17 protein-coding genes are annotated in these 19,455 nt (G+C 60.0%); 12 read left to right on the forward strand and 5 right to left on the reverse strand.

Annotated elements, in window-relative coordinates; genetic code table 11:
• The first annotated feature begins 184 nt into the window (after positions 1-184).
• The 9 genes from bioB to H559_RS0100145 all read left to right on the forward strand — a co-directional run bounded on the left by bioB (position 185) and on the right by H559_RS0100145 (position 11,397).
• Positions 185-1,204 (forward strand): biotin synthase BioB, encoded by a 1,020-nt coding sequence (gene bioB / locus H559_RS0100105; RefSeq protein WP_028450992.1) that lies wholly within the window; start codon positions 185-187, stop codon positions 1,202-1,204.
• Positions 1,205-1,527: 323 nt separating this feature from the next.
• Entirely contained in the window at positions 1,528-3,864 is a 2,337-nt protein-coding gene (locus H559_RS21190; RefSeq protein ID WP_051278767.1) for an extracellular solute-binding protein, read from the forward strand.
• Positions 3,865-4,019: 155 nt separating this feature from the next.
• Entirely contained in the window at positions 4,020-5,120 is a 1,101-nt protein-coding gene (aroC, locus tag H559_RS0100115) for a chorismate synthase (protein WP_028450994.1), read from the forward strand.
• Positions 5,121-5,145: 25 nt separating this feature from the next.
• Positions 5,146-5,709, forward strand: a complete 564-nt coding sequence (locus H559_RS18145; RefSeq protein ID WP_211230860.1) for a hypothetical protein — start codon at positions 5,146-5,148, stop codon at positions 5,707-5,709.
• Positions 5,710-5,810: 101 nt separating this feature from the next.
• Entirely contained in the window at positions 5,811-6,431 is a 621-nt protein-coding gene (locus H559_RS0100125; protein ID WP_162143275.1) for a DUF4136 domain-containing protein, read from the forward strand.
• Between the two features lie 84 nt (positions 6,432-6,515).
• Positions 6,516-7,352: a presqualene diphosphate synthase HpnD gene (gene hpnD / locus H559_RS0100130; RefSeq protein WP_028450996.1), complete on the forward strand. Its 837-nt coding sequence runs from the start codon at positions 6,516-6,518 to the stop codon at positions 7,350-7,352.
• Complete coding sequence (hpnE, locus tag H559_RS18150) at positions 7,340-8,674, forward strand: hydroxysqualene dehydroxylase HpnE (RefSeq protein WP_211230861.1); 1,335 nt, start codon at positions 7,340-7,342, stop codon at positions 8,672-8,674. The genes hpnD and hpnE overlap by 13 nt, the downstream gene beginning before the upstream one ends.
• Before the next feature lie 181 nt (positions 8,675-8,855).
• Positions 8,856-10,235, forward strand: a complete 1,380-nt coding sequence (locus H559_RS18155; RefSeq protein WP_051278768.1) for an MATE family efflux transporter — start codon at positions 8,856-8,858, stop codon at positions 10,233-10,235.
• A gap of 184 nt (positions 10,236-10,419) precedes the next feature.
• Positions 10,420-11,397, forward strand: coding sequence for an AraC family transcriptional regulator (locus H559_RS0100145; protein WP_162143276.1), 978 nt, complete (start codon positions 10,420-10,422; stop codon positions 11,395-11,397).
• 4 nt (positions 11,398-11,401) lie between these two features.
• Here H559_RS0100145 and H559_RS0100150 read toward each other — a convergent pair whose 3' ends face one another.
• Entirely contained in the window at positions 11,402-12,325 is a 924-nt protein-coding gene (locus H559_RS0100150) for a polysaccharide deacetylase family protein (RefSeq protein ID WP_162143277.1), read from the reverse strand.
• A gap of 202 nt (positions 12,326-12,527) precedes the next feature.
• Between H559_RS0100150 and H559_RS0100155 the strand changes: the two genes are divergently transcribed.
• From H559_RS0100155 to H559_RS0100165, 3 genes are all read left to right on the forward strand, one after another.
• Positions 12,528-13,379, forward strand: coding sequence for a carbohydrate ABC transporter permease (locus H559_RS0100155; protein ID WP_245579306.1), 852 nt, complete (start codon positions 12,528-12,530; stop codon positions 13,377-13,379).
• 19 nt (positions 13,380-13,398) lie between these two features.
• Positions 13,399-14,277, forward strand: a complete 879-nt coding sequence (locus H559_RS0100160) for a carbohydrate ABC transporter permease (protein ID WP_245579307.1) — start codon at positions 13,399-13,401, stop codon at positions 14,275-14,277.
• A gap of 421 nt (positions 14,278-14,698) precedes the next feature.
• On the forward strand, positions 14,699-15,454 hold the full coding sequence (locus H559_RS0100165; protein WP_034639177.1) for an SDR family NAD(P)-dependent oxidoreductase: 756 nt from the start codon (positions 14,699-14,701) through the stop codon (positions 15,452-15,454).
• 185 nt (positions 15,455-15,639) lie between these two features.
• Here the strand turns inward: H559_RS0100165 and H559_RS0100170 are convergent, their stop codons facing one another.
• From H559_RS0100170 to H559_RS18165, 4 genes are all read right to left on the reverse strand, one after another.
• The gene (locus tag H559_RS0100170; RefSeq protein ID WP_028451002.1) at positions 15,640-16,317 is read right to left on the reverse strand and encodes a DUF3313 domain-containing protein; all 678 of its coding nucleotides are present in this window, start codon (positions 16,315-16,317) and stop codon (positions 15,640-15,642) included.
• A gap of 128 nt (positions 16,318-16,445) precedes the next feature.
• On the reverse strand, positions 16,446-17,651 hold the full coding sequence (locus H559_RS18160) for a Bcr/CflA family multidrug efflux MFS transporter (RefSeq protein WP_034639180.1): 1,206 nt from the start codon (positions 17,649-17,651) through the stop codon (positions 16,446-16,448).
• A 402-nt stretch (positions 17,652-18,053) separates the two neighbouring features.
• Complete coding sequence (locus H559_RS0100180; protein ID WP_028451003.1) at positions 18,054-18,689, reverse strand: NAD(P)-dependent oxidoreductase; 636 nt, start codon at positions 18,687-18,689, stop codon at positions 18,054-18,056.
• Positions 18,690-18,727: 38 nt separating this feature from the next.
• Complete coding sequence (locus H559_RS18165; RefSeq protein ID WP_051278770.1) at positions 18,728-19,324, reverse strand: DsbA family protein; 597 nt, start codon at positions 19,322-19,324, stop codon at positions 18,728-18,730.
• Positions 19,325-19,455: the final 131 nt, after the last annotated feature.

The raw sequence follows: 19,455 nt of genomic DNA on the forward strand, positions 1-19,455 counted from the left end.
TGCTTTGCAACGCCTGCACGCGTTTTCAGCGGCCAAGCCAATGCAAACGCATGAGAAGCCAATATAGCCGTTGTTTTTCCAACTTCCCGTTTGCCCCGTGTTTACCCGGCGGCAGGTCGAAATGGAAAACCGACTTTCACTTGATGCCTTGCCAGCGCCTCGGCGCTGAATGCCGGAAACCGTGATGACCCAAGCCTCTTCCTGTCAGGGCAGTAATGCTGCTGTCCAAACCATTGAACTCAAGCGCCCGACGCCGCACCCGAAAGCCGACAACTGGTCGCTGGACGAGATTGCGGCATTGTTCGACCTGCCGTTCAACGATCTGCTGTTCCAGGCACAGCTGGTGCATCGCGAACACTTCGATGCCAGCCGGGTGCAATTGTCCACCCTGTTGTCGGTAAAAACCGGTGGCTGCTCGGAAGATTGCGGGTATTGCTCGCAATCGGCGCATCACGAAAAGGAAACCGGCCTCGAGCGGGAAAAGCTGATGACGGCCGAAGACGTGATCGACGCCGCGAAAATCGCCAAGGAAAACGGTTCCAGCCGTTTCTGCATGGGTGCGGCCTGGCGTGGTCCGAAAAACAAGGATCTGGACGAAGTGAAGCGCATGATTGCCGGCGTGAAGGCGCTGGGGCTGGAAACCTGCGCGACCTTCGGCATGCTGAAAGACGGGCAGGCCGAGGAACTGCGCGATGCCGGTCTCGATTATTACAACCACAACCTTGATACCAGCCCGGAAAAGTACGGCGAAATCGTCACGACCCACAGCTATGACGATCGTCTAGATACGCTGGGCAAGGTCAGAAAGGCTGGCCTGAGTGTGTGTTCGGGGGGCATTGTCGGTTTGGGCGAAACCCGGAATGACCGCGTCGGCTTGATCGCGCAGCTGGCCAATCTTGATCCGCAGCCGGATTCGGTGCCGATTAACAATCTGGTGCAGATTGAAGGGACGCCGCTTGAGGGCAAGGAAGCCGTGGACTGGACGGAATTCGTGCGCACCATTGCGGTGGCGCGCATCACCATGCCGAAATCCTTCGTGCGCCTGTCGGCCGGGCGCCAGCAAATGGATGAAAGCATGCAGGCGCTCTGTTTCCTCGCCGGCGCCAATTCGATTTTCTACGGCGACAAGCTGCTGACTACGGGCAATCCGGATGTCACGCGGGATCGCGCACTCTTTGCCAAGCTGGACATTCAGCCGCTGTAAGTGTTGCAAACGGGGTATTTTTCCTGGTGATTTCGGGTTTTCCCTGCTGGTGCAGTGTCCCCGTTGTATGCTTGCGTCAGCAGGCCGGCCGATCTTCCGGCCGGCCTGTTTGCTTTGTATTGCCTGCTGTTGCCCATGCTTGGCCGTCTTGTCTATGCTGAAGTGTCAGTTGGCAAGACAGTCCAGGGGGCAAAGGCAAGCGTTTTGCAGTAGCAGCCTGACCATGTAAGGAAATGACTTTATCGACAATGGATCGGGCTGGCTGCATCGTGAGTCAAACCGGAAGTTGTGCGCCCCGGAAAACAAGAACGAGGAAAAATTCCATGTCAATCAGTCAGCGCATCCTAGCTGCTCTTGGTGCCATCAATATCATCGGCGTGATAGCCCTGTTTCTGCTGCTCGGCGAATTGGGGAAGGATAGCCAGCTGCTGCAGGCCGGCTTGCTGATCGCCGGAGTTCTGGTTATTACAGTTCTCCAGGCCGTATTGCTCAATCGCTTGCTGTTGCCTCTGCAGAATTTGCGCCGCACGATGCAGCGGCTGGGGGCCGGTGGTGCCGATCTGACTACGCGGTTGCCGGAAACGGGCGGCGAGGATTTTGTCGACATCGCTCGGGGTTTCAACAGTTTTGCCACAGTTCTGCAGGGCACTTTCCGCGAAGTGCAACGCGATATGGAAGGCTTGTCGCTGGGGTTGCGCGAGCTGACGACCGTGACCGGCCAGCTGGTGAAAGACAGTCATACCCAGTCCGATTTTGCCGCAGCGTCGGCTGCAGCGGTGGAGGAAATTACCGTCAGCATCACGCACATTGCCGACAATGCCAACGATGTGGATAGTGTGGTCGCCGAAACGCAGGAACTCTCCGGTGTGAGTGCCGCATCGGTGCAGCGGGTTTCCGACGAAGTGGCGCAGATGTCCAATGCCATTCATGCGTTGGGCGACACCATGAACGAACTGGGCAAGCGTTCGCAGGAAATCGGCAGCATCGTCGGTGTGATCCAGGATATTGCCGAACAGACCAATCTGCTGGCGCTGAACGCCGCCATCGAGGCTGCACGTGCCGGCGAGCAGGGTCGTGGCTTCGCAGTGGTTGCCGATGAGGTGCGCAAGCTGGCCGAGCGCAGTGCCAAGGCAACCGTCGAAATTACCCAGCGCATTACGTCGGTAAGCAATGAGACACAGCAGGCTGTTGCAACCATGGGCGCGACCGCGCAGAGCGTTTCTGGCAGCGCCGAGCGTGCCGAAGAGGCGCGGCGCCACATGCTGGACATCGGAAGTCGCATGCAGCACGTGTACTCGGCCGTGCGTGAAATTGCCGAATCCACCCGCGAGCAGACCGCGGCCAGTACGACGATGGCGCGCTCTGCCGAGCAGATCAATGCCATGTCGCAATCGAGCGATTCTGCTTTGCAACAGGCCAAGCGCGCGCTGGAGCAGCTCGACGTACGTGCCCGGGAGCTGATGGAAGCCGTGGGCAAATTCCGCCTCGAGGACATTGTTGTTCTGCACAGCTGGTTTGCCGCCAGTGGTTTCCGTGCCGTGGCCGACATCAAGGCGCGACTCAACAAGATCGGCCACCACTGGAGTGATACGCATAGCGGCAAAGACGTGCCGGGCATGCTGAAAAAGGCGGTGGAAGAAGGCAATCTGCCGACCGCCGCCGCCATCGGTGGCGTGAAAATCCAGAACTGGGCCGGCAAGGGGGTTCTTGCCAATCTGGACAATCTGGCTGCCGAACAGCGCTGGGCGCAGATTCTGCCGCCGGTGCTTGACGACATGATGCACGCCGATGGCCACTATGTCGCCGTGCCGCTGGGTGTTGCCCGGGTCAATGTACTGTGGGTGAATGCCAATCTGATGCGCCGCATCAACGTGAACCGTCCGCCAAGCACCTGGGATGAGTTCTTCAACATTTGCGAGCGCCTGCTGCAGGCGGGCATCACGCCGCTGGCGCATAGTGAAGTGAAGTGGCAGGTAGCGACACTTTTTGAAGCCGTGTCGCTGGGGCTCAATGGTGCCAGCTGGTATATGGCCGCCTTCAGCAAGCTGGACCAGACCGCGCTGGCAGGTGCACAGACCATCCGCGCGCTGGAAACCTTCCGCCGCCTCAAGCCCTATTGCACACCCGATCCGGTTGGTCGCGAGTGGAATCTTGCTACCGCAGACATCATCAATGGCCGTGCTGCCATGCAGCTGATGGGTGACTGGGTGAAGGGTGAATTCGATACGGCCGGCAAGGCGCCGGGCACCGATTACCTGTTCTGGGCCGCGCCGACGCAGGCTGGTGAATACAGTTTTGCGGCTGACACACTCACCATGTACCGCCAGGATGATCCGGTGCGCCATATCGCCCAGCGCGATTTTGCTGAGCTGCTGATGAGCCACGAAGGGCAAATCGCCTACAACAAGCACAAGGGCAGCATCCCGGCGCGCACCGATATCGACCACAACCAGCTCGACGCCTACGGCCGCGATTCGGCCAAGGATTTCGTGCAGGCTGCCGGCAAGAATGTGCTCGTTCCATCCTGGGCACACAATATGGCCGTACAGGACGACATGAAAAAAGCGCTGATCGAGGTGGTGTACGAGTTCTGGCACAACGACAGCATGAGTGCAGCATCGGCTGCGGCCAAACTGGCGGCAACGGGCGCTCGTCGCTGATCGTCTCCCGGCAGTCGAGTCGCATCCCAGCACCCCGCCTTGCGCGGGGTGCGCCGTTTTCGGGTGGCCGCAACGATACGGGGAGGCTCGTGCTAGAATCGCCGCTTTGAATTGATGCAACGGCGGATTTCTTGTACCGCCTAGGGGATTGAAACATGTCCGGCAATACGCTCGGTTTGCTGTTTACCGTTACTTCGTTTGGCGAGTCGCATGGCCCGGCCATTGGCTGCGTGGTTGATGGCTGCCCGCCGGGAATGGAGCTCAGTGCGGAGGACATCCAGATCGAACTGGATCGCCGCAAGCCCGGCACCAGTCGCCATGTTACCCAGCGCCGCGAGCCTGACCAGGTGGAAATCCTCTCCGGCGTGTTCGAAGGCAAGACCACGGGTACGTCGATTGGCCTGTTGATCCGCAACACCGACCAGCGCAGTCACGATTACGGCAAGATTGTCGAAACCTTCCGCCCGGGGCATGCCGACTATACCTACTGGCACAAGTACGGCATCCGCGATTACCGTGGTGGCGGCCGCTCCAGTGCGCGTGAAACCGCGGTGCGTGTTGCTGCTGGCGCGATTGCCAAGAAATGGCTGAAGGAAAAATACGGCGTGGTGATTCGCGCCTGCATGAGCCAGCTGGGCGAAATCGAAATTCCGTTCGAGAGCTGGGACGAGGTTGGCAACAACCCCTTCTTTGCGCCCAATGCCGGGATAGTCCAGCAGCTCGAAGACTACATGGACGCCATCCGGAAGGAACGTGATTCCGTTGGCGCGAAGATTACCGTTGTGGCCGAAAATGTGCCGGTGGGCTGGGGCGAGCCGGTATATGACCGCCTGGACGCCGACATCGCCTTCAACATGATGAACATCAATGCCGTGAAGGGCGTTGAAATTGGTGCCGGTTTCAGGTCGATTGCCCAGCGCGGCAGCGAACACTGCGACGAGCTTACCCCGCAGGGCTTTGCTGCCAACGAAGCGGGCGGCATTCTAGGCGGCATTTCCACCGGGCAGGACATTGTCGTCAATATCGCTATCAAGCCGACGTCCAGCATTGCGCAGGAGCGGAATTCGATCGACAAGGATGGCAATCCGGTGCTGATGGCCACTACCGGCCGCCATGACCCCTGCGTCGGCATCCGTGCCGCGCCGATTGCCGAAGCCATGCTGGCGCTGACGCTGATCGACCACGCGCTGCGCCACCGCGCGCAATGCGCTGACGTCGTGGTCAACACGCCGCGTATTCCTGGTCGCATCGCCTGAGGCACATGGACAGGTTTCCGTTCGCATGAGCCGCATTCCCGCAGAAGTCGAGCACTTGTTCGCCACCGAGCGCGCAGGCTGGACACGGGTGTCCGGCACTGCGCTCGCTGCCATCGTCCTCGGAACGCTATGGGTGCTCTGGCAGGCGCTTAGCGGCGAGCAGTGGGTGCCGCTGCTCGATGGCGCCAACCTGCTGTTTCACGAGGCCGGCCATCCGCTGTTCGGCATTTTCAGCGAGCGGCTGACTGTCTATGGCGGCACCTTGGGCCAGCTGGTGTTTCCTGCCGTGGTGCTTTGGCATTTCTGGCGTCGTCGCGAAAGCGCCAGCGCTGGTGTAGCGGCACTGTGGCTGCTCGAAAACGGCCTGAATATCGGCCGCTACATGGCCGATGCCCGCGCGCAGCTTCTGCCGCTGGTCGGTAATGGCGAGCATGACTGGACCGAAATCCTCGGGCGATGGGGAATGCTGCAACATGACACGCTGCTGGCCGGACTGCTGCGCGGCAGCTGTGTACTCGGCATGCTGCTGGCGCTGGCAGTACTTGTATATGCCTGGCATTTGCGACGCGATGAGGCTGGCGATGTCTGAACTGGCGGCTAACCTGCATAATGTGGTGGCGCAATTGGTATTGAGGGTATGTGCCTTCAGCCTTTTCAATGTAAGGGCTTTGTGAGGATACGGTTATGCGTATGGTGAGCCTTCTGCTTGTTCTGCTGTGTACGGCCTGCGCCGCACCGCAGTTTGTTGCACAAGTGTCGAGCCGCAGCACGCTGCCGGCGAGCTGCCCGGTAGCGGGCAAGCGTTTCATGATCGAGACGCCCGCAGGACAGGAACAAAGCCTTGCCCGGCGCGATTATGCGGCACAGGTCGTACGCGAGCTGAAAGCGCGCGGGCTTACTCAGGTCGGTGATGGACAGTTTGCCGACTGGCTGGTGCGCTTTGACTGGCGTCTCAGTGGCCCTGTCAGCACCACCACGCAGTTCCCGGTGACGACCAGCGTCGGCATCTTTGGTGGCGGCTGGTCCTGGGGCGGGATAGGCATGAGTTTCCCGATTTATCCGGATGCCACGCAGACGGTCTGGTATGGCCGCGAGCTGACGCTGGATATCTTCGATCCGCAGGCACTGAAAGCCGGACAGTTTGCCAAGCTCTACGAGGCTCGGGCGGTCAATACCAGCACGCGCAATGTCATCGAGCCCGCCGTGCCCTGGCTGATTCGCGCCATTTTTCGCGATTTCCCGCAGCCCGGAGCCAGCCGGCGCGAGGTCGCCATTCCGTATGACCAGCCTGCAGCGGCGAGCAATCCCTAGCCGGCCGATAACGGCCCGCGCCCCGTCTTGCCGCACATTGATATGAACAAACCGATCAACACCCTGCCAGCATGAGTCCACATCGTGACCCCCGATCAGTATTGTGAAGACAAGGCCGCGAAGAGCGGTTCCAGCTTTTACTCCAGTTTCCGCTTTCTGCCGGCTGAGCGGCGCCGCGCGATCACCGCACTGTATGCCTTTTGCCGCGAAGTGGACGACGTGGTCGATGAAACGCATGACGATCAGGTTGCGCGCACCACGCTCAACTGGTGGCGCGGTGAAGTTGACCAGATGTATGCCGGCAACCCGCAGCATCCGGTCACCAAAGCCTTGCTGCCGGCGGTGAAGGCTTACGACCTGCAGCGCGAGTATTTCCTGGAAATCATCGACGGCATGCAGATGGACCTTGATGTGCCGCGCTACAACGCTTTCAAGGACTTGCAGCTGTATTGCTACCGCGTCGCTTCGGTGGTCGGCATTCTGGCTGCCAGCATTTTCGGCTATCAGGACCGCAAGACGCTGAAATACGCACACGATCTGGGCATTGCCTTCCAGCTGACCAACATCATCCGCGACGTCGGTGAAGACATCCGCCGTGGTCGCGTCTATCTGCCCATCGACGAGTTGCAGCGCTTCAATGTGCCGATGGATGATCTGGTGAATTACCGCGAAACCGATGCCTTCAAGGCATTGATGGAGTTCCAGATCGAACGCGCGCAGGCCTTTTATGACCAGGCCTTGGCCCAGTTGCCGGCAGTCGATCGCAAGAGCCAGCGCTGCGGCCTGATCATGGCAGCCATCTACCGCGAAACGCTGAACGAAATCCACGCCGATGGCGCACAGAAGGTGCTGAACCAGCGCCTCAGCCTTGGTGGCGCGCGCAAGCTCTGGTTGGCCTGGAAGGCCTGGTGGTTCGCCTGAGCATGCCGGCTGAGCAGCGCATCGCTATCATTGGCGGCGGTTACGCCGGCATGGCTGCGGCTGTGACGCTGGCGGCGGGTGGCCGCCGCGTGTGCGTGTTCGAAGGCGCAAAAATGCTGGGCGGGCGTGCCCGTGGCGTCGAACTCGACGGGCGTCGCCTTGATAATGGCCAGCACATCCTGATCGGGGCCTACCGCACGCTGCTGGGTCTGATGCAGCAGGTTGGCGTTGACGAGGCGCAAGCACTGCTGCGCCTGCCGCTGACGCTGCAGCAGCGAACACCGCACGGTGATTTCCGCATGGTCGCGCCCGAGTGGCCGGCGCCATTGCACAGCCTTGGCGCCTTGCTGGGTGCGCAGGGAATCGGTTGGGGCGATAAATTCAGCCTCATGAAACTGGTGCTCGGCGCGCAGCTCGCCGGTTTTCGCCTTGGCAGGGATATGCCCGTGCTCGACTGGCTGCAGCAGGGCGGGCAATCGCCGCAGCTGATCGAGCGCTTCTGGCAGCCGCTGGTGGTCGCCGCGCTGAACACGCCGCTGGAAACGGCTTCGGCGCAGATTCTGCTCAACGTGCTCCGCGACAGCCTGATGGGGGGGCGGCACGATGGTGATCTGCTGATTCCGCGGGTCGATTTCACCGAACTGTTCCCGCAACCGGCCGCAGACTGGCTGGCTGATCGTGGCAGCGAGGTTAGAACCAGCAGCCTGGTGCGTAGCATTGCCCGCGATGAAGCTGGCTGGCAGCTGGATGCCGGCGACGAGCGTTTCGCCGCCGTCGTGCTGGCCGTCTCGCCGCAGCGTGTGGCCGATCTGCTGCCGGAGACTGCGGCGCTGGACACATTGCGGGGGCAACTTGCCGCCTTGCACTACCAGCCGATCCAGACGGTTTACCTGCAATATGAGCCGGATGTACGGCTGGAAACGCCAATGATCGGCGTCGCCGGCGGCCTGTGCCAGTGGGTGTTTGACCGCGGGCAGATTCACGGCAGCCCCGGCCTGTTTGCCGTCGTGCTCTCGGCGCGCGGCGATTACAGCGACTGGGATGCAGTCAAGCTGGCGCAGCGCGTGCACGAGGAACTCGTGCAGCATTTCGGCCTGCGCAAGCCGCCGCAATGGAGCCGTGTCATCCACGAAAAACGCGCGACCTTTGCCTGCACCCCTGATTTGCCGCGCCCGGGCAATGCCACTGCGCTGCCGGGTCTGTGGCTGGCCGGTGATTACACGGTTGGCGAGCAGCCTGATTCCGTGTATCCAGCAACGCTGGAAGGTGCCGTGCGTAGCGGCTGTGCCGCGGCAGCAGGTGTAGTTGGCCTTGCAATCTAGCAGACGGCTGCAAACATGCCGCTCTCAGCAATCAGCTCATGCCGCACGAGCCTTGGGCTTATATTTCGCAATCTGAGGTAACTTCCTTGTTGTACCACGCATAGACTGATCGCCAGTTTACTGTCAGTCTTTGGTTGTACTGCTGCTCCGGAGACAACAGCCTTCAGAATGCAGGGAAAACATGCCTCTACCGCGCCATTTACATGACGCCCGCCAGACTTGGGCGCTGGCCTGGCCGATGATCATCAGCCAGTTGGCGGGTACCGGCATGGGGTTTATAGACTCCGTCATGGCTGGCCATGCTTCGGCAGCAGACTTGGCGGTGATCTCGGTCGGCGCATCGGTCTGGTTGTGCGCAATGGTGACCCTGATGGGGCTTGCCCTGGCGGTCAGTCCGCTGGTCGCGCATCAGGCTGGCGCCGGAAATGTGGCTGCCATTGCACACTGGGTGCAGCAGGCGCTGTGGCAGGTGCTGCTGACCGGAGCATTATTCACACTACTGTTCCAGTTTGCCGGCCCGTGGATATTTCCCCGTCTGGGGCTGGCACCGCGTGATGCCGGGAATGCCAGCCAGTTTCTGGCTGCCATCGGCTGGGGCGTGCCCCCACTGGCCATGCAGCGGGTGCTGGGCAGCTACAGCACGGCGATCGGCTTGCCACGCACCATGATGGTGATCGCTGTCGCCACCTTGCTGCTTAACATCCCTTTGAACTGGATTTTTGTTTATGGCCACCTTGGCGCTCCGGCGCTTGGTGGTGTGGGCTGCGGTGTGGCCTCCAGCACCTGTGCCTGGCTGGGCGCCCTGGCAGCAATCCTCTGGATACGGTTTACACCGGCTTATCGCGCCAGCCAACCGTTTTGCAACTTCCGGGCGCCGCACTGGACAAGCCAGCAGCAATTGTTTCGCCTCGGCCTGCCGATCGGGCTGACCTTTCTGGTGCAGATGAGTGCGTTTGCCTGCATGACCCTGTTGCTGGTTCCTCTGGGGAGCATGATGATCGCCGCACACCAGATTGCGCAAAATCTGGGCGTGATGCTGGTCATGATTCCGACGGGACTCAGCAAAGCACTGACCGTGCGTATAGGCCAAGCTCTTGGCGCACAGAATCAGCATGCCGCCCGCCAGACAGCGATAACCGGACTGATCATGGGATTGCTGATTGCGACAGTAAGCGCCATGCTGCTTTGCTTGGGACATGACGTGCTGCCCAGCCTTTACACGAGGAATCAGGCTGTACGATTGATCGCCAGTGATCTGCTCATGATTGCCGCAGTCTGCCAATTATTCGATACCGGCCAGATTCTGCTTGCCGGAATCTTGCGCGGCTACAAAATCACCAGTACGCCATTGCTGGTGTGTCTGCCGGCATTCTGGCTAGTCGCTCTGCCTCTAGGTTATCTGCTTGCATTCGGCCATGGCGACTGGCAGGGAGTGGGCGTACGCGGCTTCTGGCTGGCCTTGCTGATGGCGCTCGGCATAATTGCAGCCGTATTACTAGGTGTATTCCGAAAGGTGAGCAACAGCTCATTTCGTCGCCCTCTGCCATGCAATGTCACTTGAGTGGTGAGCACCGTGGTCTGTCTGGTAGCTGAGGTAGTGAGAGCCCGGCTTGTTGCGTGGCAGGAGGACTGGAGCCCACTGTGAGCTGAAATTGGTAGTGCGTATCCGCCTGGCAGATTGATTGCGCGGCTTGTTTGACGCAGTGCAGATGTTCCTCTTGTGCCGCTATTTCATGCATGACACCATGCAAATCTATCGTGCTTTCCTGTATTCGCATCGTGGAGTGGGAGCGGTGGATTTACTGCTGACGGAACAACCTGATCCCAGCCTACTTCCCCGGCATATCGTCCGGATCAATCAGGTTGTTGATCTGATCGACCAGCGTTATGACCAGCCCTGGACGCTGAACCAGCTGGCCACTACCGCGTGCTATTCGCCCTATCATTTCCACCGCCTGTTTTTCGCAGTAACCGGGCAGACGCCTCAGGATTACATCCGTCGCCAGCGCCTGGCCCGTGTCGCTGGACGCTTGCTGCATGAAGATTCGCTGCCGATTGCCATGCTGGCCATGGATGGCGGGTTTAATTCTCCGGCCAATTTCTCGCGAGCCTTTCAGTGGGCATTCGGCATGAGTCCACGCCAGTGGCGTAGCGAAGGTGCCCAACAAATCATGGAAGTCCGGAAAACGGAAACCCGCCAACTACTGGGGCGTCTGCAGCATCAACTCAAGCCACAACCAAAGCTGATTGTCAGCTCGGGGCGGATTGAAACCGAAGTTCTGCCGCCAGTCCGCGTGGCTTATATTCGTTCGCGTGGACTGGCCAACTGGGCACTGTCGCTGGGCTGGACACAACTGCAGGACTGGTATCGCCAGCAACCCTATGCGGGCAGCGAGGCGGAATGGATCGGAGCTTTTCACAGTACGTCAGGGCTGTGTGGCTTGCCTTACCAGCATTACGACCGTTGTGTGGTCATTCCGGAGACTGCGCCGGTCGATCCGGCCATGAGTACGCGGGTTTTGCCTGGCGGGCGTTTTGCCATGCTGCCGTTCAGCGGCAACCCGGCAATGGCAATGGAATACTATCTGCAGCACTGGTTACCGGATTCCGGTTGGGTGCTGGAAGACCGTGAATACCGCGATTGCCTGAGCAGCCGAGGGATGATTACTCGCACCTATGGTTATCTGGCTGTGCCGGTGCGCCGCAATAAAGCCAATATCTGAGCGCTTATGGTTTATGCGTGACAGGGGCGGCCGGTTTAGGTGATTTCTGATACGCAGGAATACCCAGCAACTGGTCAATCGTCACCAGTTCATAGCCACTTGCCTTTAGCCAAGGAATCAGCTGATCAACAGCCTCAACGGTTTGGCTTCGCTTGCCACCACCATCGTGCATCAGAATAATGGCCTCTTCATGCAGATTGTCCTGAACGGCACGGACAATATTATGCGTTCCAAACAGCATCCGGTTTCGAAACCAGTCACGTGTATCCAGCGACCACTGAATCACGGTCAGGCCATGCTGGCGCATCATGCCAATTTGGTCATTGTTCATGCGTCCATAAGGCGGGCGCATCAGCGCCGGCGTCACGCCCAGCAGTCTCTGATAAATTGCCTGTGTGCGCCCGAACTGCTCATCCCAGACATAGCTGTCTTCCATTGCGATCATGGTGCCATCGGCCTTCGGTGGTGCATCAAGGGGCACCAGTTCGCCATGATCGAAACCGTGACTGCCCAGCGTATGCCCTTCCAGATAAGCCCTGCGCACAATATCCGGCGAGTCTTCCAGCCGTAGCCCAAGCCAGAAGAATGTTGCTTTCACATGATGCTTGGCCAGCACATCAAGCAATTGCCGGCTGTATTCGGTCGGACCATCATCAAACGTCAGTGCCACCATCCGCCGGTTGCCCGGCCCGGAAAGCCAGTATTGGCCCGGGAATTTCGCGGCCTGTGTTTCCATGATCTTGTTGGGGTCAAACTGCTCCCAGTCGTCAGGCACGACGGTCACTATGCGCTGGACTTTCTTGCCCGGCTGCAGCTGCGGAGTCCCGGGCGTCAATGGCGGACGAGGCCACCATTCCCAGCCAGTCCATCCCAGTATCAGCAATAACATGGCCACGGTAATTATCCGTTTCAAACCAAAGCGAATCATGATCATCCTCCAGGGCTTTATCAGCCCGAACTGTAAGCCGCTGGGTCGGTAAAAGTTTTCATGCCTTGCGAAGTCGTGTGCGCCACTGAAATCGCAAGTCCTGAAAACTTGTGGGCCGTACGAATTTCAACAATGAAGCGGTTCAAGTTGCTGAGGAAAGATCATGGCCATGCCTGGAGTTCATCAACGTCATGCCTGGATAATGGCGAGCCCATTTCTGTTGTTTTTTGCCGTGTTTACGGTCTGGCCACTGCTCTTCAATGGCTGGCTGGCCTTTCATGATTTCCATTTGCGTACCGGCAATACGCTCTGGAACGGCTTTGCCAACTTTGTGGCACTTGCCGAAGATGATTCCACCTTTCATCCGGCAGTCAAAAATTCGGCGCTCTTCCTGCTCACTGTGCCGGTGATCCAGATTTGCGCATTGGCACTGGCACTATTGCTGAATCCGGACAAGCCCCTGCTGGGTACATTCCGGGTCCTGTTCTATACCCCGGTGGTGATCGCAATTTCGATTGGCGCACTGGTCTGGCGCCAGATTCTGATGCCGGACGGGATGCTCACCTGGATCGGCGCCACGCTGCTGGGGGTCGACATGCAGCAGATGCCGGACTGGCTTAATGATCAGCGCACGGCGCTGTGGTCGGTTATGGCGTTTTTCTGCTGGAAACACATCGGCTATTACATGGTGTTGTATCTGGCAGGTCTCCAAGCCGTGCCGAAAACACTGCTTGAAGCAGCAACGCTTGACGGAGCGAACTACGGCATGCGCCTGCGTCACGTGGTCTTTCCGGCCATTCAACCCGTGATTCTGCTGAGCACATTACTGTGCACCATCAGCGCGCTGCGCGCCTTCCAGGAAATTCTGGTGATGACCGGGGGCGACGCCGACACCCAGACCGTGCCGCTCTATGTGTTTGGCGCCGCCATTTTCGGGCTGAACTTCGGCGTGGCCGCCGCCGCCGCACTGCTGCTTACACTGGTTTGCCTGGGGTTGGCCTGGCTGCAGTGGAAATGGCTGGGCGAAGATGGCCTGCTGCGCCGCGGACTGTAATGGATAAGGGAGAATCAAGATGTCGAGCACCATCCTCACGCCAAACCAGTCCCTACGCTGCATCCTTTCTCGCGCGCAGCGGCTGGCCCGCGCCACACCTGAATTGGCCCGTTACGGCATTCTGCTGGCAATGACCATGCTGACCCTGTTTCCACTGGTCTGGGTAGTCTCCAGCGCGCTATCTACCGACACAGGCAATATCTGGCACTTTCCGTCGGCCTTCTGGCCAACCAGACCGGGATTTTTCTGGTTCGAGCGCGTGCTTGCCGAAATTCCGTTCGGGCGCTACCTGATCAATTCACTGGGTATCGCCATCATCACAACCGTATTCATAGCTTTGCTGGCCATACCTTGCGGTTATGCCTTCGCGATGATCAACTTCCGAGGCAAAACACCGCTACTGACGCTGCTGGTGATCACGCTGATGATTCCGTCTGAACTGTCGATGATTCCCAATTACCTGACCTTTTCACGGCTCGGATTGATCGACAGTTACAGTTCGGTCATCATCCCCAATCTGGCTAGCGCATTTGGCGTGCTGCTGATGAAACAGGCTTTTCAGGATCTCCCGCGTGAAGTACTGGAAGCTGCCCGCATTGACGGCGCAGGCGAATGGCAACTGCTCTGGCACGTCGCGCTGCCGATGGCCAGACCCATGGTCGCGACCTTGCTGATTTTTAGCTTTGTGCAGTCCTGGAACGACTATTTCTGGCCTTCCGTGGTGCTGAAAAGCCGGGAAAAAATGCCGCTCGCCGTCGGTATCTTCCACGACCTGACCGGTCCGTTCGCCGTCTCCACCGGCATGATTCTTGCCGCCGTGATCCTGGCGATCATTCCCGCACTGCTGCTGTTTGCGCTAACCCAGCGTTTCTTTATATCCAGAAATGCAGAAAATTGAATTGACTACTCATCCCGGCTTGGAGGGGGGGTGCCCAGTGGAATTGCGGTCCTTGTGCCCGATACAACGTGCCATAGGGCGCAGATTTCCTATCAGGCTCATGGCTGCCACTGGCCTTTTCTTTTCAAATAGCCGGCCGGTGAATGCACTGGCTTGGTTGGTGGATGGTCGCAGCGGCTCCGGCTCGGCCGTGCAGATGGTTGTTCATGCATGACACTCGAATCAGATCAGGATGCAGCAAGGGTATTCAAGACTGAAGGGCGGAGATAGAGCAGCCTGATGCAGATTGCCCAATTTTCATCCGCGATTAGGCGAATGGATCCAGTTTGCCGCGCGTTTCCTGCTTCTTGCGTCTTGCTTCTTGCGGCAGGGTAGAATCACGGTTTGGCGTGATGCTCGATGCTCTACAGGAAATATGACAATGACAGATTGGAAAAACTATCAGGCTCCGGCCGGTTCGCTGGCTGGTCGCGTGATTCTGGTGACCGGTGCGGGGCAGGGCCTGGGCGCAACGGCTGCGCTGGCTTACGCCCAGCATGGCGCCACCGTGATTCTGCTGGGGCGCAACGAGAAAAAACTCGCGCGCACCTACGATGCTATCGAAGCAGCCGGCTATCCGCAGCCGGCAGCCATTCCGATGGATCTGGCCAAGATCAGCGAGGCGGAAATCGCCCAACTGGGCATCACCATCCAGAAAGAATTTGGTCGGCTTGACGGCATCCTGCATGCCGCCAACGGTTTTTCCTTCCTGTCGCCGCTGACCAACCAGAAACTCGACGAATGGGTGGACATGTTCAAGGTGAATGTCGCTGCGCCGTTCGCAATCAACCGCGGCCTGCTGCCGCTCCTGAGCCGTGCCCCGGATGCCGCCATCGTTCATCTGGGTGAATCGCACGCACTGCAGCCGGCAGCCTTCTGGGGCGGCTACAGCGTGAGCAAGGCAGGGCAGAAGAATCTGGTCGAAATCGCCGCCAGCGAGTGGGACAACCTGCCGCAGTTGCGCATCAACCTGCTGGTGCCGGGGCCGATCCAGTCGCCGTTCCGTCTGGCCACGCACCCGGCCGAGCCGAAGGAAAGCCTGCCGCCGGTGGAAGCCATCGTGCCGGCGCTGCTGTACTGGATGGGCAGTGCCAGCCATGGCCAGAGTGGCCTGACACTGGAGTTTGCCAGCCACTGAGACGCCGTCTGGCGGCAGTGGTAATAGTACCAAAGTCTTTTGAAAGCAAAAGGGAACTTGGCTGCGGATGCCTGGTCAGATCACCTGATTCCGTTACGGATGCAAAGAATTGCCTGCATGCGCGGACATCACGCTCCAATCTCCCTGTTCACCCCGCCATGTTGCGGGGTGTTTTTTTTGCCCGTTCAGTGTGCCGCATTCACGCCCAGAGCCAGCGCGAGCTGGCGGGCGCTGTTGCGGCAGAGCGTATCGATTTCCTTCTGCAGCAGCTCCAGCGTGATCTGTTCATCCTTGAACTTGCTCTTGCTGGTCTGGCGCTGGTTCACGCTGCCGGCCAGCAGCTCGCCGGTCTGTGCATTTTCCAGCTGTGCCATGGTACCCACGCGCAGCAGGTAGGGCTCGCGGCCGACGACCTGCTTGGTGAGGTTGATGGCCGCCTTTGCGGGCAGGATATCGACCACTTTCTTGTCCGGACGGACCTGCCCCATGCCGGTGACCGCCACGCGCAGGCGCAGTACATCCGGGCCGGCCTCATCGGTGACCGTCAGCCCCGTTTTTGCGATCTCTGCTGCGAGAGCCTGCTGGAAATAGCTGGCAATCCGGCTTTCTTCGCTGGGCTGCAGCAGTGTCCATTCACCCTGGGCATCCTTTTGCAGGAACAGCGGGGTTTCCACGATTACCTTGCGGTAGGCGTGCAAGTCGACCCCGGGCTGCAGGTACACTGCCTGGCCGGGATTCTTGCTGCTTTTCTGGAAGGCCGACAGCGGCAGGGTGAAGAGGTTTTCCTTCAGCAAGCCGGCAGCATGGGTGGTTGTGGCGCCCAGTAGTGACAGGGCGAGCAGGGCAGAGCGAAGCAGGCGCATGAGTCTGATTCCGTAGTATGGATTCGGGGGCCGCTTGAAGCTGCAGCACGCTGGCGGCGATTATTCCGTTTGCGTAAAGCGCGCACAAGCGGCCACTGCGGTAAAAAGACCGCGTGCAGGCGGTAGTTTTACTGCTCCAGACGGATGGTCAGAAAACGGTAGGCCAGCCAGGCTCCGATGCCGCAGAAGGCCAGTGTGCTCGCCAGCGGCAGGGGGCTGCCGTCATGCCAGAAGCCCAGCAGAACGCCGCCGATGGTCGCCAGGCCGAATTGCAGTGTTCCCATCAGCGCCGAGGCCAGCCCGGCCTGCTGGCCGTGGCGCGCCAGAGCACCGGCGGTGGCATTCGCGGCGACAAAGCCCAGCGCGGCCAGATAGCTGTAGATGCAGCCCAGCAGCAGCCAGAAGGGCGGCGTGGCAAGCAGGCTGACGACCAGCAGCGTGGAGCTGGCGAGCGCAAGAATTGATACCGCGCGGGAGAGCAGCGTATCGAGCGAGCTGGTTTTCAGAAAGCGCGCGTTGAACTGGCTGGCAATGATGTAGCACGCGGCAATGCTGCCGAAAATCATGCTGTAATGGCTGGGCGAGAGGCCATAGAGCTTCATCATCACGATGGGCGAGCCGGTGATGTAGGCAAACAGCCCGCCGACAGCCAGCCCGCCGGTAATCGCGTAGCCCATGAAGGCGCGGTCGCCCAGCAGGGCGCGATACGCACGCAGCGTTTCCGGAATATGGAAGGCCCGGTCGGTCTGCGCCGGGCGCGATTCGGGCAGCATCAGATGCAGCGCAATCATGCAGCTCAATGCAAAGGCGGCAAGCAGGTAGAACAGCGGCCGCCAGCCCAGCGTGGTCACCACCCAGCTGCCCAGCAGGGGCGCCAGAATCGGAGCTATGCCCATCACCAGCACCAGCGAGGAAAAGACCTGCGCGGCGGAGCGGGCATCGCAGCGGTCGCGCACGATGGCGCGCGCAATCACCATGCCCGCACAGCCGCCCAGTGCCTGCACGAAACGCAGCGCAATCAGCGCATCGATGCTCGTCGCCAGCGCGCAGCCCAGCGAGGCCAGCAGATAGAGCGCCAGCCCGGCGAGCAGCGGCGGTTTGCGTCCGAAATGGTCGGACAGCGGGCCGTACAGCATCTGGCCGAGCGCCAGACCGATGAAATAGCTGGCGAGCGTGAGCTGCACGCTGCCGTCACTGGCGTGCAGATTGCTGGCAATCGCCGGCAGGCCTGGCAGATACATGTCGATGGAAAGCGGGCCGAGTGCGGTGAGCGCACCGAGCAGGATTACCCAGCCGGCAAAGCGGCTGCTGGCGGGGCTGGTAGAGTCATGCATGGGTATGTTTATGAAGCCTCCGGTTTTATTTGGCTATGAGTTTATATGGTCATGGGTATGCGTGCGGGCCGGCCAGAGCCGGCCCGCCATTTAAAACCTGATGCACCAGGCTCTGTTGATGTCTTGTTTGTGTGTCCGGTGGAGCGCTTTTGCGCCGAATCAAGGCGTTGCGAGCGCCGCATAACGAGTTATGTCAGCGAAGCAACAACGCGGAGTCGGCGCAAAAACGCCCAGCCCTCCGGGTTTGGCTGTTTTTGGCCTGATACAGCGTTGCAAAGCCCTTGCATAGAATGACTATGCGGTGGACTTCGCGCCTTGTCTCAGGCCAAAAACAGCACAAACGGACATCGCAAACTAGACATCAACAGAGCCCGACATACAAGCGTAATATTGCCGTCGCAATCAGTAGGCAGCGGTAAAGCGCTGCTGCGGATAGCGGGCCGCTTCGGCTTCATCCAGCACGGCAATGGCGAAGTCGGCGAGCGAAATGCGGCTCTGGCCTTCCGCGTCGACCAGCAGATCATCCTGGCCGAGATGGAACTGGCCGGTGCGTTCGCCCGGCGCAATCATCGCGGCGGGGCTGGCCATGGTCCAGGCGAGGTCCTCTTCTGCGCGCAGCTGCAGCAGGGCCTGACGGGCGCCTTCGGCGCTGGCTTTCCACTCGGCAGGAAATTCGGGGGTATCGATCAGCTGCACGCCCGGTGCAACAAACAGGCTGCCCGCTCCGCCGATGGTCAGCAGGCGGACAGCAGCCTGTTTGGTGGCGGCCACGATGCTGCGGAAGCCTGCCAGGTAGTAATCCAGTGTGCTGCTGGTGCTGTGGCCGCTGAAGGCGCTGAGTACCAGATCATGCCCCTTCAGCTGGGCGGCCAGCGCGGCCGTGTCGGCTACATCGCTGTGCAGTGCGGTGAGCTGCGGATGTGCGGGCAGTTTTTCCGGCTGGCGCACGAGGGCGGTGACGGTGTGGCCGCGCTGCAGCGCTTCATTGAGGAGGGCCGTGCCGATAAAGCCGCTGGCGCCGATGAGTGCGATTTTCATGATGTTGGTCCTGTGTGTCGTTATGGGGGTGATTCGGTTCAGTACAGCAGCTGCGAGGGCAGCACCTGGGGTTGGCCCTGTTTGCCTGTTTCAGTAAGCAGCAGCGCAGGCACGCCGCGCAGGCCGTGTTCCTGCATCAGCCGGCGGGCAGTGCCGACCAGTGCGTGCAGTTCAGCCGGCCAGGGTTCGGCCAGCGCGGTTCGCAGGCTGGCGGCCGGAATGCCGAAGGCTTCGCCAACGTTTGCGTGCGCAGCCAGGCTCACGTCGCCGTCGACATAACGCAGCCGCTGCAGTGCGTGCAGGATGGCGGCGCTCTTTTCCGGGGCAGAGCGGCTGATCAGGAACCATGCCAGCGTCGTCAGGCTGGAATCAAAGGCCTGAGTCGCATCGCCCAGGATCCGCTCGCGGTATGCCGTGGAAAAGGGCTGGCCGGTCAGCGCGGCGATTTTCTGGTCGGCCTGCCAGAAGTAGGCGCGGCGATCGTCGTCGGGGTAATCGGGGTGGCAGAAAAGGCCGGAGGGCAGCAGCTGCCATGTCGCATCGGGGTGGGCCGCGGCCAGTTTTTCCAGCCCCGGCTGCGCGCCATAGCACCAGCCGCACCACGGGTCGAAAATCAGGATGAAGGTCTTGTTCACGGGAAGGCTCGCTCTGTATTGATGGCGCCATCTTCCGTGATTGCATTGTTTTGATAAATAATGTTTTTGATGATTTACTGTTTATAAAATCAAGACAATTAAGCGCATCAGACGTTTGCAGGAGCCATGCC

The organism is Chitinilyticum aquatile DSM 21506, assembly GCF_000430805.1.
Classification (GTDB): Bacteria; Pseudomonadota; Gammaproteobacteria; order Burkholderiales; family Chitinibacteraceae; genus Chitinilyticum; species Chitinilyticum aquatile.

Bases quoted from the DNA above. Each gene is read 5' to 3' on its own strand.
- bioB (WP_028450992.1), top strand. From the start codon at position 185: ATGACCCAAGCCTCTTCCTGTCAGGGCAGTAATGCTGCTGTCCAAACC.
- H559_RS21190 (WP_051278767.1), top strand. From the start codon at position 1,528: ATGTCAATCAGTCAGCGCATCCTAGCTGCTCTTGGTGCCATCAATATC.
- aroC (WP_028450994.1), top strand. From the start codon at position 4,020: ATGTCCGGCAATACGCTCGGTTTGCTGTTTACCGTTACTTCGTTTGGC.
- H559_RS18145 (WP_211230860.1), top strand. From the start codon at position 5,146: ATGAGCCGCATTCCCGCAGAAGTCGAGCACTTGTTCGCCACCGAGCGC.
- H559_RS0100125 (WP_162143275.1), top strand. From the start codon at position 5,811: ATGGTGAGCCTTCTGCTTGTTCTGCTGTGTACGGCCTGCGCCGCACCG.
- H559_RS18155 (WP_051278768.1), top strand. From the start codon at position 8,856: ATGCCTCTACCGCGCCATTTACATGACGCCCGCCAGACTTGGGCGCTG.
- H559_RS0100145 (WP_162143276.1), top strand. From the start codon at position 10,420: ATGCAAATCTATCGTGCTTTCCTGTATTCGCATCGTGGAGTGGGAGCG.
- H559_RS0100150 (WP_162143277.1), bottom strand. From the start codon at position 12,325: ATGATTCGCTTTGGTTTGAAACGGATAATTACCGTGGCCATGTTATTG.
- H559_RS0100155 (WP_245579306.1), top strand. From the start codon at position 12,528: ATGGCGAGCCCATTTCTGTTGTTTTTTGCCGTGTTTACGGTCTGGCCA.
- H559_RS0100160 (WP_245579307.1), top strand. From the start codon at position 13,399: ATGTCGAGCACCATCCTCACGCCAAACCAGTCCCTACGCTGCATCCTT.
- H559_RS0100165 (WP_034639177.1), top strand. From the start codon at position 14,699: ATGACAGATTGGAAAAACTATCAGGCTCCGGCCGGTTCGCTGGCTGGT.
- H559_RS0100170 (WP_028451002.1), bottom strand. From the start codon at position 16,317: ATGCGCCTGCTTCGCTCTGCCCTGCTCGCCCTGTCACTACTGGGCGCC.
- H559_RS18160 (WP_034639180.1), bottom strand. From the start codon at position 17,651: ATGCATGACTCTACCAGCCCCGCCAGCAGCCGCTTTGCCGGCTGGGTA.
- H559_RS0100180 (WP_028451003.1), bottom strand. From the start codon at position 18,689: ATGAAAATCGCACTCATCGGCGCCAGCGGCTTTATCGGCACGGCCCTC.